Source organism: Halobacillus sp. ABA4_118 (assembly GCF_056160205.1).
Map to the genome: position 1 here is coordinate 2,618,125 of NZ_JBSWWS010000001.1, position 14,914 is coordinate 2,633,038.

At 49.1% G+C, this 14,914-nt stretch carries 15 protein-coding genes; 10 read left to right on the forward strand and 5 right to left on the reverse strand.

Annotated elements, in window-relative coordinates:
* Positions 1-4: 4 nt before the first annotated feature.
* A complete protein-coding gene (locus ACXAGL_RS13130; protein WP_474991342.1) occupies positions 5-1,204 on the forward strand; it encodes a DUF2157 domain-containing protein in 1,200 nt (399 codons plus the stop codon).
* A complete protein-coding gene (locus ACXAGL_RS13135) occupies positions 1,201-1,704 on the forward strand; it encodes a GDYXXLXY domain-containing protein (RefSeq protein ID WP_474971858.1) in 504 nt (167 codons plus the stop codon). Before ACXAGL_RS13130 ends, ACXAGL_RS13135 begins: the two co-directional genes overlap by 4 nt.
* Before the next feature lie 197 nt (positions 1,705-1,901).
* On the opposite strand, the gene ACXAGL_RS13140 is transcribed toward ACXAGL_RS13135, so the two are convergent.
* Positions 1,902-3,098 (reverse strand): ornithine--oxo-acid transaminase, encoded by a 1,197-nt coding sequence (locus ACXAGL_RS13140; RefSeq protein ID WP_474991343.1) that lies wholly within the window; start codon positions 3,096-3,098, stop codon positions 1,902-1,904.
* Positions 3,099-3,258: 160 nt separating this feature from the next.
* Here ACXAGL_RS13140 and ACXAGL_RS13145 point away from each other — a divergent pair, with 160 nt between their 5' ends.
* The 4 genes from ACXAGL_RS13145 to ACXAGL_RS13160 all read left to right on the forward strand — a co-directional run bounded on the left by ACXAGL_RS13145 (position 3,259) and on the right by ACXAGL_RS13160 (position 7,745).
* Positions 3,259-3,618, forward strand: a complete 360-nt coding sequence (locus ACXAGL_RS13145) for a YisL family protein (RefSeq protein WP_027956494.1) — start codon at positions 3,259-3,261, stop codon at positions 3,616-3,618.
* A 351-nt stretch (positions 3,619-3,969) separates the two neighbouring features.
* A complete protein-coding gene (locus ACXAGL_RS13150) occupies positions 3,970-4,176 on the forward strand; it encodes a hypothetical protein (protein ID WP_474991344.1) in 207 nt (68 codons plus the stop codon).
* 173 nt (positions 4,177-4,349) lie between these two features.
* On the forward strand, positions 4,350-6,191 hold the full coding sequence (gene asnB / locus ACXAGL_RS13155) for an asparagine synthase (glutamine-hydrolyzing) (RefSeq protein ID WP_474967839.1): 1,842 nt from the start codon (positions 4,350-4,352) through the stop codon (positions 6,189-6,191).
* 162 nt (positions 6,192-6,353) lie between these two features.
* Complete coding sequence (locus ACXAGL_RS13160) at positions 6,354-7,745, forward strand: alpha-amylase family glycosyl hydrolase (RefSeq protein ID WP_474991345.1); 1,392 nt, start codon at positions 6,354-6,356, stop codon at positions 7,743-7,745.
* Between the two features lie 48 nt (positions 7,746-7,793).
* Here ACXAGL_RS13160 and ACXAGL_RS13165 read toward each other — a convergent pair whose 3' ends face one another.
* Together ACXAGL_RS13165 and ACXAGL_RS13170 are read right to left on the reverse strand one after the other, a co-directional pair.
* Positions 7,794-8,648 (reverse strand): DUF4349 domain-containing protein, encoded by an 855-nt coding sequence (locus ACXAGL_RS13165; protein ID WP_474991346.1) that lies wholly within the window; start codon positions 8,646-8,648, stop codon positions 7,794-7,796.
* Between the two features lie 618 nt (positions 8,649-9,266).
* Positions 9,267-10,127: a DegV family protein gene (locus ACXAGL_RS13170; RefSeq protein WP_474991347.1), complete on the reverse strand. Its 861-nt coding sequence runs from the start codon at positions 10,125-10,127 to the stop codon at positions 9,267-9,269.
* A 178-nt stretch (positions 10,128-10,305) separates the two neighbouring features.
* On the opposite strand from ACXAGL_RS13170, the gene ACXAGL_RS13175 reads away from it, so the two are divergent.
* Both ACXAGL_RS13175 and ACXAGL_RS13180 read left to right on the forward strand, forming a co-directional pair.
* Positions 10,306-11,154 (forward strand): YitT family protein, encoded by an 849-nt coding sequence (locus ACXAGL_RS13175; RefSeq protein ID WP_474967843.1) that lies wholly within the window; start codon positions 10,306-10,308, stop codon positions 11,152-11,154.
* Between the two features lie 61 nt (positions 11,155-11,215).
* Positions 11,216-12,130 carry a BsuPI-related putative proteinase inhibitor gene (locus tag ACXAGL_RS13180; protein ID WP_474991348.1) on the forward strand — a complete coding sequence of 305 codons (915 nt, stop codon included), beginning with the start codon at positions 11,216-11,218 and terminating at the stop codon, positions 12,128-12,130.
* Positions 12,131-12,168: 38 nt separating this feature from the next.
* Here ACXAGL_RS13180 and ACXAGL_RS13185 read toward each other — a convergent pair whose 3' ends face one another.
* A complete protein-coding gene (locus ACXAGL_RS13185; protein ID WP_027953509.1) occupies positions 12,169-12,432 on the reverse strand; it encodes a NifU N-terminal domain-containing protein in 264 nt (87 codons plus the stop codon).
* 134 nt (positions 12,433-12,566) lie between these two features.
* Between ACXAGL_RS13185 and ACXAGL_RS13190 the strand changes: the two genes are divergently transcribed.
* Both ACXAGL_RS13190 and ACXAGL_RS13195 read left to right on the forward strand, forming a co-directional pair.
* On the forward strand, positions 12,567-13,394 hold the full coding sequence (locus ACXAGL_RS13190) for a DUF2785 domain-containing protein (protein WP_474967845.1): 828 nt from the start codon (positions 12,567-12,569) through the stop codon (positions 13,392-13,394).
* Positions 13,395-13,409: 15 nt separating this feature from the next.
* Positions 13,410-13,835 carry a hypothetical protein gene (locus ACXAGL_RS13195; RefSeq protein WP_474991349.1) on the forward strand — a complete coding sequence of 142 codons (426 nt, stop codon included), beginning with the start codon at positions 13,410-13,412 and terminating at the stop codon, positions 13,833-13,835.
* On the opposite strand, the gene ACXAGL_RS13200 is transcribed toward ACXAGL_RS13195, so the two are convergent.
* On the reverse strand, positions 13,828-14,376 hold the full coding sequence (locus ACXAGL_RS13200) for a DUF6944 family repetitive protein (RefSeq protein WP_474991350.1): 549 nt from the start codon (positions 14,374-14,376) through the stop codon (positions 13,828-13,830). The two genes, ACXAGL_RS13195 and ACXAGL_RS13200, sit on opposite strands and share 8 nt — an antisense overlap.
* Between the last annotated feature and the right edge of the window lie 538 nt (positions 14,377-14,914).

The window sequence follows — 14,914 nt, forward strand, 5'->3', positions numbered from 1 at the left end:
GAATTTGAAGCGTAATCAACTGCTGAAAGAAAGTGAGTGGTGGGTGGAAGAAGCGATCATTACGGAAGCCCAGCGGGAAAAGCTGTTGGAGCACTACCCTGAAAAACAATATAAACCGGTTCTGCTCACCTTTGCCGCTTTATTCATCGGTCTTGGCTTTCTTACTTTTACGGCATCCAACTGGTCCTACCTGGCTGATTGGGGGCGCCTGGCGGTTCTTCTCTTGTCCATGTCCACTTTTTACGTGGCAGGGGAAAGGGTGTACAGGAAGAAATCCGCCCGAGTCGGTTCCAGTCTTATCTTGACAGCGCTGCTCATTTTCGGTGCAGCTATTTTCCTGATCGGCCAGATGTATCATTATACGGCTTTCAGTGCGTCTCCGTTTCTGCTGTGGTCCATGGCCGCGGCAGGATTGTACTACATTATGAGAGAAAGCTTGTTTTATTACGCAGCGGCTGTGATCCTAACCGCCGGACAGGTCTACAGCGGTCTTGTTTTTCAGGACTTTTACCTGTGGCTCGGCTTTCTGCTGCTTGTGGGTCTTGGATGGGCGGTCTACGTGACACGCTCTCTTCCGTTTGCCGGAATGTTCGCTGCTTCCTATTACATCCAGGCCCTTGTCCTGGTCTTCAGCGGCGGATATCCGTACTACTGGCTGATCGTCGTATCGATGGCCCTTTATATCGCTGATGACTTTATCATCCAAAAAGGTCAGACGAGAATATGGAAAACATCAGCAGTCGTCTTCATGTTCGCCGTCTTTTTTCTGCAGATTTTCTTCCTTGGCGATGGATACGCTGAAACGTTAACGGAATCTTCCCTTTACTTCTTTCTCATCTGGGCAGTTCTGTTTGTTTTTGCTGTTGTACGTTCGGCTCTTAGTACGACCAATTATTACTGGATTGATCTGCTGTTGTTTATACCTGTTTTCCGTTTTCCATCAGGAGATCTCTTCTCGCTGATCGTCCTGTTTGTCTATGCCGTGTTATGGCTTGTTTCCGGCTACCAGCAGGAAGTGCGGCGCTGGGTGAACAAAGGGACAGCGGCCTTCCTGCTCACGACACTGGCTGCTTATTTCCAGCTGGCCTGGGACTTTATGGACCGTTCTGTCTTCTTTTTCGTCGGAGGTCTCTTATTATTCGGCCTCAGTTATGGGCTGGAAAAGAAACGCCGGTCGTTCCGTAAGGAGGGAGAGGAAGAGTGAAGAAGCAGTGGTGGTTTTATGGACTTGTATCCGTTCAGGTTTTGTTTCTCCTTCTGATGGCTGGTGGTTATTATGCGATGGACGTTGTAGGAGAAAAAGTGGTGCTGAAAACAGCTCCTGTGGATCCGCGCGACCCTTTTTACGGAGATTATGTGGAGCTCGGTTATGAGATCGAAGAAATTTCCGAAGACCAGTGGCAGGGGAAAAAGGCTCCGGACAGGGGAGCGAAGGTCTTTCTTCTTCTTGAAGCGGTTGAAGGCGGCATCTATGAACTGCAGAAGGCAGGTGTGGAACGGCCTGATTCTGAAGAGGGGCAGGTCGTGCTGGCAGCACGTTACCTGTGGGAAGATGAGCGTGCCTCCATCCATCACGTGGATATCGGGCTGAACCGTTATTATATTGAAGAAAATACGGGGCGGATGTGGGAGCAGGAGGAAGAACGGCTCGTAACCATTGTGCTCGCTCCGTGGAATCAGAAAAAAATTGTCTCCCTGGATTAAACGCTGAATAATGCGGAAGGGCTTGAATGGTCGGGATGATCACGTGCCGCGTATCGGTCGATGCCTGCCGCGGGTACGGCCTCATCACTGAACGCTTTCCGTGACATCAGTAGATGATGCTCTTCCGTGGAAAGGAAATGGATCGAGCTTCTCTATAACCAAAAAAACCTCCCCGTTCCAACGGGGAGGTTTTTTGATTAAGCAAGAACAGCTTTGATCTGCTCGATCGCCCAGTCTAAATCCTCTTTTTGGATCACAAGTGGAGGAGCGAAGCGGATGACATTTTCATGCGTTTCCTTGCAGAGAAGACCTTTCTCTTTTAACTGTTCACAGTATTTACGGGCAGGTTCGGTCATTTCTACACCAATAAACAGTCCCTTGCCGCGTACTTCCTTGATTTTTGGATTGTCGATGGACTTTAATTCTTCCATCATGTACGTACCGAGTTCAAGGGAACGCTCCGCCAGTTTCTCTTCTTCAAGCACTTCAAGCGAGGCGGTTGATACCGCACAGGCAAGCGGGTTGCCGCCGAACGTCGAGCCGTGGGATCCTGGATTGAAGACACCGAGGATATCCTTATTGGCAACAACACAGGAGATGGGGAATACACCGCCTCCAAGGGCTTTGCCGAGAATGAGCATATCGGGAGTCACACCTTCCCAGTCGCAGGCGAACATTTTACCGCTCCGCCCGAGGCCGGCCTGGATTTCATCCGCAATAAACAAGACATTCTCCTCATTACACACATCGTATGCTTCTTTAAGAAATCCTTCCGGAGGCATCACAATGCCTGCTTCTCCCTGGATCGGCTCAAGTAGAAAGGCAGCTGTATTTTCTGTGATGGCTTCTTTCAACGCGTCAATATCGCCGTAAGGCACAAGCTTAATACCTGGAAGCATCGGACCGAAGCCGCGTTTATATTCAGTTTCAGAAGACAAGGACACAGCTGACATCGTCCGGCCATGGAAGTTGCCGGTGCAGGCGATGATTTCCGCCTGGTTTTCATCCACCTTTTTGACATCATAAGCCCAGCGTCTTGCTGCTTTAATCGCGGTTTCAACAGCTTCAGCTCCTGTATTCATTGGAAGTGCCATATCTTTATGCGTCAATTTACAGATCTTCTCATACCAAGGGCCGAGCTGGTCATTATGGAAAGCGCGTGAAGTTAAGGTCACGCGGCTGGCTTGATCGGTTAAAGCCTGGATGATCTTTGGATGGCGGTGGCCCTGGTTGACGGCAGAGTAAGCGCTTAACATATCCATATAGCGGTTCCCTTCCGGATCTTCCACCCATACGCCTTCCGCTTTGGAAATAACGATCGGCAGGGGATGGTAGTTTTTGGCCCCGTATTCCTGTGTCTGGTCGATAATGTTTTGACTGCTTATAACAGACATGTGATCCCTCCCATTTCTATTCAATCTCCAATCATTATAACAGGTTATGCCCTGTTTTTCGTACTATTGAAAAAATTATCCGTCTTAGTTTTGAATAGGAAAGTGGAAGCCAGTCGTGGTATCATAGCGGTAGATGGATAGAAAAGGAGGAGAAACCATTATGGCGCACTTACATATTACTTCCTGGGTAATCGCTTTTGTGCTTGTCGCCCTTGTGACGACTTTTGCACGGGGAGGAAGAGAAAAAGCAGCGAAGATTTCGCATATGATTCTGCGGGTCTTCTATCTGTTGATCTTGTACTCCGGCGGTTCATTGTTTGCCAGCTACTCCGTGTACGGAGCTATGATTATCATAAAAGTACTCGTAGGGCTCTGGGCAATCGCCGCAATGGAAATGGTCTGCGTGAAATATAAGAAAAAGAAACCGGCTGCGATCTGGTGGGGACAGCTGCTCGTTGCTGCGGTCATTGCTCTTGTACTCGGCTTCGGATTTCTTGGCGCGGGCATTTTACCTGCATAAAAATGACGCTGCATGCGCGAATCGCATGCAGCGTTTTTTATAGGTAGAAGGGGGCTTCAATTCTGTTTCTTATGTCCGCTACTTGGGGGATAACGGATGTTGTTTACATATACAATGATAATGATTATCATTCCCGGTGTCAACAGGTTTATTCCTTTTTCTTTGGCTATGTTAAAAGTCAATGTTGAAATAAAGGCTTCGAACATTTCTTAGTGACAGAGAAATGGATTGCTCAAAAACTTTCATCCCAAAATGTATGGGGTACAGACTTCGGGCGATTTATAAAGCCATACCAATCAAGGGTCAGGATTTAAATGGCTTTCGTGTTTTTGAAAAATAAGGAGGGAGTAGATGAATAAAAAAACTTTTTTGATTTTAACGATTGTTTTTGCGGCTGTGACCTTCATTCTAAATAATGTCTTCCAAACTGCTGTGGGGGGATTTTTGATGACTTTAAGTTTTTCAGCATGTTTAGTGCTGATTATAGGGTCTGTTTACTACATAATTAAGTTTTCCATTAAACAGTTTAGATACAATCAAAAGAACGGGGAGACATGAAATCATTCATAATCTTTATTTACAAGCCAGTGAGAGGAGGGTTATTTTTCAGGTGGAATCAACCCTGAAGTTTACCACAGCCTTTTTCATAGAAGTCTGTGATCCTTCATATAGTGAGTCATCATGGATGTTTTATCGAAAGACTTCTGTTAGAAAAAGGATGGTGAAGCAGGATGTGTGGAATTGTCGGTTGGGTGGACAGTGATTCCCGGACAGAGGGGAAAGCTTCTATACTGGACCGTATGGCGGATACACTCAGACACCGCGGTCCGGATGATTATCAAACATGGATACACGAATCTGCCGCCTTCGGTCATCAACGCTTGATTGTTGTCGATCCTGATGGAGGCAGGCAGCCGATGGTCCGGACCGCCAGGGATGAACAGTTTGTTCTATGCTATAACGGAGAACTTTATAATACAGAAGACATCCGCGCGGTCTTAAAATCGAAAGGATGGAGCTTCGCTTCCCATTCAGACACAGAAGTGCTGCTCATCAGCTATATAGAGTGGGGACCAGACTGTGTCGACCATTTGAATGGCATTTTTGCTTTCAGCGTATGGGAAACGAAACGGAAGCGGTTGTTTCTTGCCAGAGACCGTCTCGGTGTGAAGCCGCTCTTTTACAGTCATCAAGGGGATCGACTGCTTTATGCTTCAGAAATGAAAGCCATTCTTGCTCATCCTGAAGTGGACCCTGTCCTTGACCGATCTGGTGTGCATGAACTTTTATCGCTCGGACCTTCCCGTACCCCGGGGCAGGGCGTGTTCAAGGACATTCAGGAAATCCGTCCGGGGCACTGGGCTCTTTTTGAAAAAGGAAAGCTTGCCGTGAAACGGTACTGGAATGTGAAGAGTGCCCCGCATGAACATACATTTGATGAGACGGTGGAAAAAGTCCGGGAGCTTTTTATGGATGCTTCCACACGGCAGCTCGTTTCAGATGTGAAGCTCGGCACCTTTTTGTCGGGCGGTGTGGATTCCAGTGCCATCACAGCAGTGGCCGCCGACATGTATAAGCAGAATCAAAGGGGGACGCTGCAGACATTTTCCATTGATTATAAGGACCAGGCCCGCTTTTTTAAGAAAAATGCCTTCCAGCCGGATCGGGATGAAGCTTTTATTCAGCTGGTCAGTCAGCAGCATCAGACAGACCATACGGTGATGGAAGCCGCTACGGATGATTTGATGGACCGGTTGAAACAGGCCGTAGAGCTGCGCGATCTTCCAGGTATGGCGGATGTGGACTCGTCTCTTCTCTGGTTTTGTGAAGAAATAAAAAAACATGTGACGGTCGCATTGTCGGGGGAATGCGCCGATGAAATCTTCGGAGGCTACCCGTGGTTTTACAGGAAAGAAGATAAAGAGCGGAAGGGTTTCCCTTGGATCCGGTCCTTGGATGAAAGAAACCGGCTGGTCCGGGATGATTTAAAAGGCGACATTGATGTTGAATGGTATATGCTGAAGCGTTATAACGAAACCATCGCCGAGACACCGCTGCTTGATGGCGAAAGTGAAGATGCGCAGAAGCACAGACAGATGTCGTATTTGAATATGAACTGGTTTATGCAGACGCTGCTGGAGCGGAAAGACCGGATGAGCATGGGAGCCAGTCTTGAGGTCCGCGTTCCTTTCAGCGATCACAGACTGGTGGAGTATGTGTGGAATGTGCCGTGGAGCATGAAGTTTCATAACGATCAGGAAAAAGGACTCCTCCGCCAGGCGCTGCGAGGCATCCTTCCTGACCGGGTGCTGTTCCGGAAGAAGAATCCGTATCCGAAAACCTTCCACCCTGACTATACCCGGGCTGTCTGCCGGTGGATGGATGATATTCTGACCGATGAGCGTGCTCCGTTGTTTCAATTGTTTGATCGTGATCAAGTAAGAAAGCTGAAAGAAAGCGAAGGGAAGTCGATGGATACGCCGTGGTTCGGTCAGCTGATGACGGGTCCGCAGCTGATTGCTCACCTCTGTCAGATCGATCACTGGTTCAGAACATATCGTGTCCAGCTCTAGGGATGAGCAGCCAAACCTGTGCGGTGTTGAAAAACACCGCACAGGTTTTTGGTCTGCCGCTGGATTTTCAATTCTTCTCTCCGTAAACACAGGATTGACGGTGCAGTTATGAAAGCGGTACCCTTAGAGAGGAGTGTTTTTCAGGTCGAGGGAGGACGGAATATGAAAAAGGCAGCAGGGATCCTTCTGCTTCTTCCTTTTTTCCTTTTAAACAGCATGGTTTCCACAGCTGTCGAAGGAGAAGAGCGCAGGTGGCAGGACGAGAGTGTGTATTATATCGCGGTGGACCGCTTTTTCAACAGCGACCGCAGCAACGATGAACAAGTGGACGTTGAAGACCCGCAGGCTTATCAAGGCGGGGATCTTGCAGGTCTGACCAGCCAATTGGATTACATAGAGGAACTTGGTTTTACGACGATCCAGCTGTCCCCGGTGATGGCCAATGCGCCTGGAGGATTTCATGGCTTCTGGGTCACAGACTTCCAGGCTGTCGAGGAACAGCTCGGGACGATGAAGGAAATGAGAGCGTTCGTCCAGGAAGCTCATGATCGTGACCTGAAAGTGGTGCTTGATCTTCCTTTGTTCACAGCTGCTGAACATCCGTGGCTCGAAGACGATACGAAAAGCAGCTGGTTGAAGGAAGGTGTGACAGATGCGCCTCTGTCATGGCTTGACGATCTTCCGCAGCTGAACATGGAAAAGGAAGCAGCCGCTGCTTACATGGAGGAAACGATGGAGTTCTGGGAGGAAGAAGCGGGAGTAGACGGCTTCCACGTTATATCACAAACGGGTGTAGAGATGATGGAGGAGAAGGATTCTGTTCTTTATACAACCAGCCTGGAAGAGGCAGGGGATCTTCCTGAGCAGATCAGGAACGTCTTCGAAGCTCCGGGCGCTGTAGCAGGCATCGCATCGTCGGCAACCGGTGTCCAGCAGCTCGACGGCCCTTTTACCGGCCGCTTTACACATGAGGCGGTTGAAAACGGGCAGAACCCCATTACCCGCTGGCGTCTCGGCCTTACCTATCTTTTTACAACACCAGGCGTTCCTGTTGTGTATTACGGATCGGAAACGCCGCTGGATGATGGAGGGGACCCTGAAACGGTACCGATGATCAATGTGAAAGCCGGAAATGAGGAGTTAAAGCAGCGGATTGAAAAATTAACGTCGATGCGGGACCAATACCCGGCGATGACCCGGGGAGGATATGAAGAGTTATATAACGGCAACGGGCTGATCGTTTTCGAGCGCAGGGACGAAGAAGAGTCGCTGATTGTTGCCATCAACAATGCGGCAGAAACGAAAACAGCAGAGCTGGATCACCTGGACAGCGGCCTCCAGCTGCGCGGCCTTCTCCAGGACGGAGTGGTACGGGAACAGTCGGATGGGACGTACCGCCTGGCTATGGACAGGGAAACGGCGGATGTATTCATCATTGAAGAGAACAGCGGCTATAACTGGCTGTTCATCGGATTTGTCGGGGGCGTTCTGCTTCTGTTTACCGTGGCGGTTATCATCTTGAGCCGAAAAAGCCGTTCGTCTGAAAAAGCATAGACCTTCTGGTGGATCCACTTATCGACGGGGACTGCCTCGGGTACGGGCTCAAACCATATGGGGAAACGAGTCCACAAAAAAGGCTGTCGACAACTTTTTCGACAGCCTGGGAATGAAAAGCGCTCCAGCTTGCTGGAACGCTTTTTTTATTTGTTTTTTCTGGAATGTCTGCGATATCTGAGAATCAACCATGCGCCGACCACCAGAAGTGGAACGACAAAGGGAGCGTACCCAATGAGTCCTACCGCTGCCCAGGAGCAGTCCGTTCAAGGAACGGAAAAACGCCTGTTTGATACGTTCTCCTGTATGAAGTGAAGCACTTTCAGGTACAGAGAGGTTTGTTTCCTTGATCATCAAAGTGATTGTTGAATGTTCGCTTTGGTTTTCCAGGAAGTTCATTTCACCTTTCAAGGACTCGATGTCTCCCTGAACCCGCTCCAGATCCTGTGAGATACGCACCAAATCCTCAGTGGCTCCGGCCTTTTCTAGAAATCCAAGGAGACGGGCTTCAATTTCTTCCTTCGCCTTTAATCTGGCTTCCAGATCGACATACTGTCTGGTGACATCACGGCTGCTGATGTTTCTCGACTTCACGTCGTCTGCCGCGGCCTCAAGGGCGTCAAGAAGAGGAGTGAACGACGGCTGCGGTACTCGCAGAGTGATGTGTCCTTCACGCCCGCCGCTGGCTGTTTTTTGAATGGATGTTTCGACCATATACGCAACATACTGCTTCATGCTTTTGTTCATGTTTGTTTGGTAAGAGTTAAAATCATCGGTTTCAAGAGTGAGGACAGCTTCATACAACATCAACTCTCCGATACTGCTCTCTTCCTCAGCTTTGCCGTTTTCCCTGTCGGCTTGAAGTCCGGAATCGGAAGGCTCGGTCGTCTGATCCTGTTCCACCGCTGTATCTTCATTTTCGTAGGATTCTGAGCCTTCCCTGTCTGATTGACAGCCAGTAAAAAAGAAGAGAAGTAATGAAAAAAGAAAAAACGTGGATGCTGCTTTTTTTATAGGCTCTGTTATTGCTTGGTGTTGTTATGTAACATGTGAGCTCAGATCACCCCTTTCTGTCATGGGATTTGTAGGAGGCGGCCTTGGGAATGACTCCCTTTCCGTGGGGTACCGTGAGCCTCCTCAGGCAGCGCCTTCCGGGGTCTCACGATGTACCTTCATCCCACAGGAGTCCCGCCATTCCCAAGGCCGCCTCTTCAAAGAAGGGGAGTTAGAAAGGACATAACCGAAGTCCGAGGAGGCTCATCGTTCCCCGCGGAAAGCGGACGGTTTTCCCTGCCATCCCATGCTCTGAGTAAACAACGGACCGGACCCCTGATTCCAGACGGAGACGATTTAGTAATCGTTTAAAATATCAACAACAGACTCTAACAGAGCTTTTTTATAAGAAAAACCCCCAATCGCGTGGGACAGGGGGAGGGAACTGTAAATCCCATCTGCCTCCCCGGCTGTCTTTATAAATGAGACGCGCAAAGAGGGAGTAGGGTTACATCGTTCAGGGAATAGTTATTGATATGTGTCGTTTAAGAAGAATAAAGCGATCGTGCCCGGGCCTGAGTGGGCGCCGATGGTTGCACCGACATAATCGATGTGAATATCGGATGTTCCAAACTGGTCCTTGATCATTTCAGCCAGCTGTCCGGCTCTTTCGAAATCGTCTCCGTGGCTGATGGCCACACGCTGGTTTTTCAAATCATGTCCCCGCTCTTCCATGACTTCAAGCATCCGCTTCATGACTTTCTTAGATCCGCGAATTTTTTCAAGGGGGATCAGCTTTCCACCCTCCATATGCAGAAGCGGTTTGATTTTCAGCAGTCCTCCGACGAAAGCTGCTGTCCGGCTCACCCGGCCCCCGCGCTGAAGGTATTCAAGGTCATCGACTGTAAAGATGTGCTCCATATGCTCTGCATGATAGGTTCCTGTTTCCAGAACGGTTTCAAGGTCTGCTCCCTCACGGGCGATTTCTGCGGCTCTCATAACGATGAGACCGCATCCGAGGGAGGCCGCCTTTGTGTCCACCACTTCAAAAACGGCATCCGGATAGTCCTCCTTGATTTCCTGCTCGACCATTTTTGCCGTCTGGTATGTGCCGGAAAGTTCGGAGGAGAAGGAGAAATAAATGAAAGGCTGGTTCTTGTCGGCAAGATCCGTAAACGTTTCTCTGAATGTCTGCGCAGAGACTTGCGCCGTTTTCGGTGCATCCCCCTGGCGCATACGGTCGTATACATCCTTCGGGGTAATCGTCTCCCCATCCACATATTCCTCGTCTTTCATAATCACTTTTAAAGGGAGGGAGATAATCCCATACTTTTCAACAGTGTCCCGGCTCAAGTCACTGGCCGAGTCACAAATAATCTGCACGTTCATCTGCGTCACCTACTGTCATAGAGTTTGTATGTTAAGTGTAGGCACAATCCTGTGGATAGTCAAAATAAAAAGTGAACCATCGTTCGACAAAATCAGGGTATTTTCCTCAAGTTTAACTTGATTTTACCTACATCGGGTGATAAAAATGAATAGATGATAGAGGTTAGGAGGTTTTTCGGTGTTTACAGTAGAAATAAAAAGGATTCTGATTGTTTTGTTCGGTGCGGTTTTGAACGCGATTTCACTGAACTTGTTCTTAATTGAAGCCAACGTTTATGCGAGCGGTTTTACAGGTGTCGCCCAGCTGTTAACGAGTATCTTGAATGATTTCGCCGGCATTCCGGTCAGTACCGGGCTGCTCTTATTCATACTTAATATCCCTGTAGCCATTTTAGGATGGATGAAAGTAGGAAGAGGATTTACCGTTTATAGTGCCATTTCTGTTGCTTTTACGACGTTCTTTCTTGAGGTCATCCCTGTGATGCAGCTCTCCGAAGACATCATCCTGAATGCGGTGTTCGGGGGAGTGATTGGTGGTACAGGTGTTGGTATCACCTTGAAATGGGGGGCTTCCACGGGAGGTCTCGATATTATCGCGATGATTCTGTCGAGAATGAAAGACCGCCCGATCGGCATTTATTTCTTGATCATTAACAGTGCCATCATCGTGATTGCCGGAGTGCTTTACAAACCGGAGAACGCCCTTTATACACTCCTTACGCTGTATGTTACAACAAGGGTGATTGATGCGATCCATACACGTCACGAGAAGCTGACAGCGATGATCATTACATCCAGGGCAGCCGATCTTGAAAAAGCCATCCACGGTCACATGGTCCGTGGGATTACGACACTTCCTGCCCGCGGGGCGTTTACCCAGCAGGATAAAAACATGCTCGTCATGGTCATTACGCGTTATGAGCTTTATGACCTGCAGCACATCATTCAGGATGTGGATCCCAAAGCCTTTACCAACATCGTTCAGACGACAGGTATCTTCGGGTTTTTCCGAAAAGACGATCAATGATGTAACTTTTCCACCTCTGAAACGACGAATACATTAAATAGCATAAAGAGGAGTGGGGGTCATGAAAAACGTGCTAGCCGGTATCTTCGGAATAGCGCTCTTATTTGCCGCAGGATGCTCGAACCAATCGGAAGTTAAACAGGCGGAAGGTGAGGAGAGCGAAGAAGCGGCATCCGAGGAGATGACCGAGGATCAGCAGACGGAAATTGATATGGAGGGCCTGATCGAACAAATGGTGATGGATGCGGAAGTAATTGTGGATTCCGGAGAAGTTTCGTTTCAGTTTTCCTTGAAGAATACGGGGGAGGACCCGGTCATTCTGGGCTTCACCTCAAGTCAGAAGTATGAAATCCAGGTGAAAGACAAAGAAGGAGAAGTGGTGTATACCTACTCCGCGGATCAGATGTTTGCGCAGGGCTTAACGACCGAGGAAGTCGAAGCAGGAGGCCTTCTGGAGGCTTCTGAAACGTGGCCGGCTGATATTGAGCCGGGAGACTACGAGGCAACGATGACGTTCCTTGTGGATACGATCAACGATCAGCCGCTGGATGCCAATCCTTTTGAAGTGACCCAGTCATTCACCCTTGAAGGGAAGGATGCTGTAACCGAAGAGGAAGCAAAGACGGATGAGACCGGATTGAAAGAGGCGGAATACGGCAAAGGGGAAGCTTTCCGTAAAGTGAGGGTGTCAGGAGATAACGGATCGTATGTCGTAAAAGGGGAAGCCCGCGTTTCTGAAGGATCTTTCCTTTACAGTGTGGAAGACGGTCATAACGTACAGGTATCCCCAACACCAGTAAAAGTCAAAGAGGGAGCTCCTTCCTGGTCTCCTTTTGAGATCAATATTTCCATCCCGAAGGAGGATATGCCGGATTACGGCATGGTCACTCTGATTTTATTTGAGGAAAGTTCAGACGACGGGCGTCCGATTCATCTGAACTATATTCCTCTTGAACAGGTACAAACGACCGAATAAAAAAACAGCCCTGCCGTTTAGAACGGCAGGGCTGTTTTTTAATACCCGTATTCTTCCAGTGTGCTTTTCACTTTCGGTGTCAGCTCATCCCAGTCTCCCTGTGGAAGCTTGTTCACAGTGATGAAGTTTTGGAAGCCGAATACGTTATCGACACCGTCCAGCTCCATTAGATCGTTCATGATTTTGTGCTCACTCGTCTGCCCGGGCATAACGGACACACTGCCGTCCCCCTGAAAGATCATGGATTCCGTCGTGAACTTGCGTGCATTCGGATTGGGTGTTTCCTGTACTTGTATAGCCATATGATTATCCTCCTCTGTTCCATCTGCTCCTATTCTATCAAAAAAATCCTGTAATCAAAACTCCTAAACGTTATCAGGCGTGGGATGGGAATATCTGTGGTACAATGAGAGCAATGTTTGAGGAGGTGTGGGAGATGGAAACGAAACTAATTGAAGTTCTGCAGCCGATTAAAGAGAACGATTATGCTCTTCCGGAGGGGCAGAACCTGCAGGAATTGACGACGATGATGCTTCAGAAAATCGGAACGGTACATCCTGAGTTGAGAGATAACCTGATCCACTCCGTTTTTACAACGTTTATTGAGCGTGGTCATTATTCGAATGACCAGTTGAAAAATATACTTCAGTCCGTCTTAAATAAAAATTATTTGTTTTACAGAATCGGTACGTCCAAGCAGGAGGAAGATGCTGTATTCAAGCGGAGCTTTTCCGTTTTGCTGATTCCGCCCATTATGCAGAAGCACAGGGAAGCTCCTTTCCTGAAGGAAGAGGAGGTCCACCGGGTGTGGGAGCATTTGAAGAAATACATGCAGCAGGAAAAAGATCACAGGGGTTATGTGGAAGGGAAGGGATGGGCTCACGCCATGGCTCATGCAGCGGATGCCATTTACAGTGCAGCCGCCTGTGAGGAAATGACCCGTGAGGAGATTCTCCATATGCTTCCCGTCATCCGGGAGCAGTTTCTCATCGACCAGCCTTACCTTTTTGATGAAGAAGAAAGAATGGTCACCGCTGTATTGATGATGTTCCGTAAAATTGACCATGTGGAGCGGATGGAATGGCTGGAGACCCTGCTTTATATAAGAGACGGGTGGCAGGACCCTAAGGAAGACATCATTATCAACAACAGCAAGCATTTCATGAGAGCGATGTATTTCCGTATGCTTGAAGGAGATTACCGGGAGCTTCGACAGGTTTTAGAAAATCTTCTGAGGGAACTTAGGAAGCAGGAAGCCTATTAAACCTGGAGGAAGCCTATGATTCGATGGGGACTGTTTATCGGAACGACATCTGGCATTGTCCTTGGCCTGTACATGTGGTTCGTCGAGAAGATTACGGGGGATAAAGTGTATACGCTGTTGATGAACGTAGACTTTATTCCGTGGTTCGGAAGTATTGACTGGCCGGTTCTTATGGAGTGGTTTTTTCATATGATCATATCCTGGATCATCGGTCTGGTGTATGCGTGGCTGTTTATGTACCGGGTCCAAAGTACGTCCCGGAACCATTGGCGGGCAGCGGCTCTTTTGACAGCGCCTGCCGCCTTGGCTTATGTCCCGCTCACCATCCTTGCACTTAAGGAAACGCCACCGGTAACAGATGGATCCGCCGTTCTCTTCTGGCTGTTCGGTCATGTCCTTTATGCCGTGACCTTGAAAAAATCCTATGATCGTTTTACGTAAAAGGCGGGGTCTTCCCCGTCTTTTTTTCGTGAATGCGGGCCGCCTCAGCGGCCAGGGCGGACAAAACGGCTCCCCCGGCCTGGATCCAGCTGCCGATCAGGTTGAGGGACGGGTCTTCCTCCCCGCGCCGTTCTTTTCCTGACCCGACGGCCTGCATGGAATTTCCGATGACTTCCATCAGCTGGCCGTTCAAAGTATAGACGGAAAAACGACTGGAGGGGCCTTTCAAAGTTTCTGAAAAGGCGATGGTTCCCCCGAGCGCCTGTAAAAGATTTCCTTGGATGACCAGGGACAACGCCTCGTTTTCCGGCAGATCCGCGAGCAGGCTGTAAACGATGGCTGTATTTCCCGAGGCCTGGATCAAGCTTCCGGCTGTACGGAGTGTAAAGGTTCCGTCTTCATTGGCAGCAAGCCCGTTTCCGGATGCTTGCAGAACATTCCCGATGAGATCGAGGTCGTCATTATCAATGGTTATGCTCACAGCCGAGGCGATTGTCCCTGCAGCGGTCACCCATAAACCGAAAGTCTGATCCTGTTCCATTTCTCTCCGCCTCCTTACAGCTATTGTATACAGGTGGGGGAGAGGGGTTTCAGGAAAAGTGCAGAAGTTTTTGGAACCCAATGAAAAGGACTGCCGGAATTCAATCCGGCAGTCCGAAGAAAAAGCCTGTGTTATCCAGTCAGAGTTCTCCGCACGTCGTGTTGGGGGGACACGTTCCGCTTATCGGTGGATGCCTGCCGAGGGCACGGACTCCGCTGACTTGGTCAAGAAAACCATTGGACCAAGTGGATCTTCGGCCCGTGCTGTTCCCGCAGGCGTCACCACCGAACGCTTCTCGTGCCGACGTTAGAATATAGAGGAGAGAGATTGTGCCTTACGCAGGTTCGCAGATTCAAGCGAACGGCACGGGCTGCACTATGGCCGCTTACGTGGAAAAGAAAAAGGGAAGGAACAGCCGCTGATACGGCTGCCTGCCGGAATATAAAAAAGACTCTCCTCCATCCAGCAAAGGTGAGCGGGGTGAAGGAGAGTCTTGTTCGATGTTAAAGAACTCCCAAGGGGCTTTCGCTCCTGGCGG

What these genes read in the sequence shown, in the direction of transcription:
- ACXAGL_RS13140 (WP_474991343.1), bottom strand. Translation starts at nt 3,098, where the DNA reads ATGTCTGTTATAAGCAGTCAAAACATTATCGACCAGACACAGGAATAC.
- ACXAGL_RS13145 (WP_027956494.1), top strand. Translation starts at nt 3,259, where the DNA reads ATGGCGCACTTACATATTACTTCCTGGGTAATCGCTTTTGTGCTTGTC.
- ACXAGL_RS13150 (WP_474991344.1), top strand. Translation starts at nt 3,970, where the DNA reads ATGAATAAAAAAACTTTTTTGATTTTAACGATTGTTTTTGCGGCTGTG.
- asnB (WP_474967839.1), top strand. Translation starts at nt 4,350, where the DNA reads ATGTGTGGAATTGTCGGTTGGGTGGACAGTGATTCCCGGACAGAGGGG.
- ACXAGL_RS13160 (WP_474991345.1), top strand. Translation starts at nt 6,354, where the DNA reads ATGAAAAAGGCAGCAGGGATCCTTCTGCTTCTTCCTTTTTTCCTTTTA.
- ACXAGL_RS13170 (WP_474991347.1), bottom strand. Translation starts at nt 10,127, where the DNA reads ATGAACGTGCAGATTATTTGTGACTCGGCCAGTGACTTGAGCCGGGAC.
- ACXAGL_RS13180 (WP_474991348.1), top strand. Translation starts at nt 11,216, where the DNA reads ATGAAAAACGTGCTAGCCGGTATCTTCGGAATAGCGCTCTTATTTGCC.
- ACXAGL_RS13185 (WP_027953509.1), bottom strand. Translation starts at nt 12,432, where the DNA reads ATGGCTATACAAGTACAGGAAACACCCAATCCGAATGCACGCAAGTTC.
- ACXAGL_RS13190 (WP_474967845.1), top strand. Translation starts at nt 12,567, where the DNA reads ATGGAAACGAAACTAATTGAAGTTCTGCAGCCGATTAAAGAGAACGAT.
- ACXAGL_RS13195 (WP_474991349.1), top strand. Translation starts at nt 13,410, where the DNA reads ATGATTCGATGGGGACTGTTTATCGGAACGACATCTGGCATTGTCCTT.
- ACXAGL_RS13200 (WP_474991350.1), bottom strand. Translation starts at nt 14,376, where the DNA reads ATGGAACAGGATCAGACTTTCGGTTTATGGGTGACCGCTGCAGGGACA.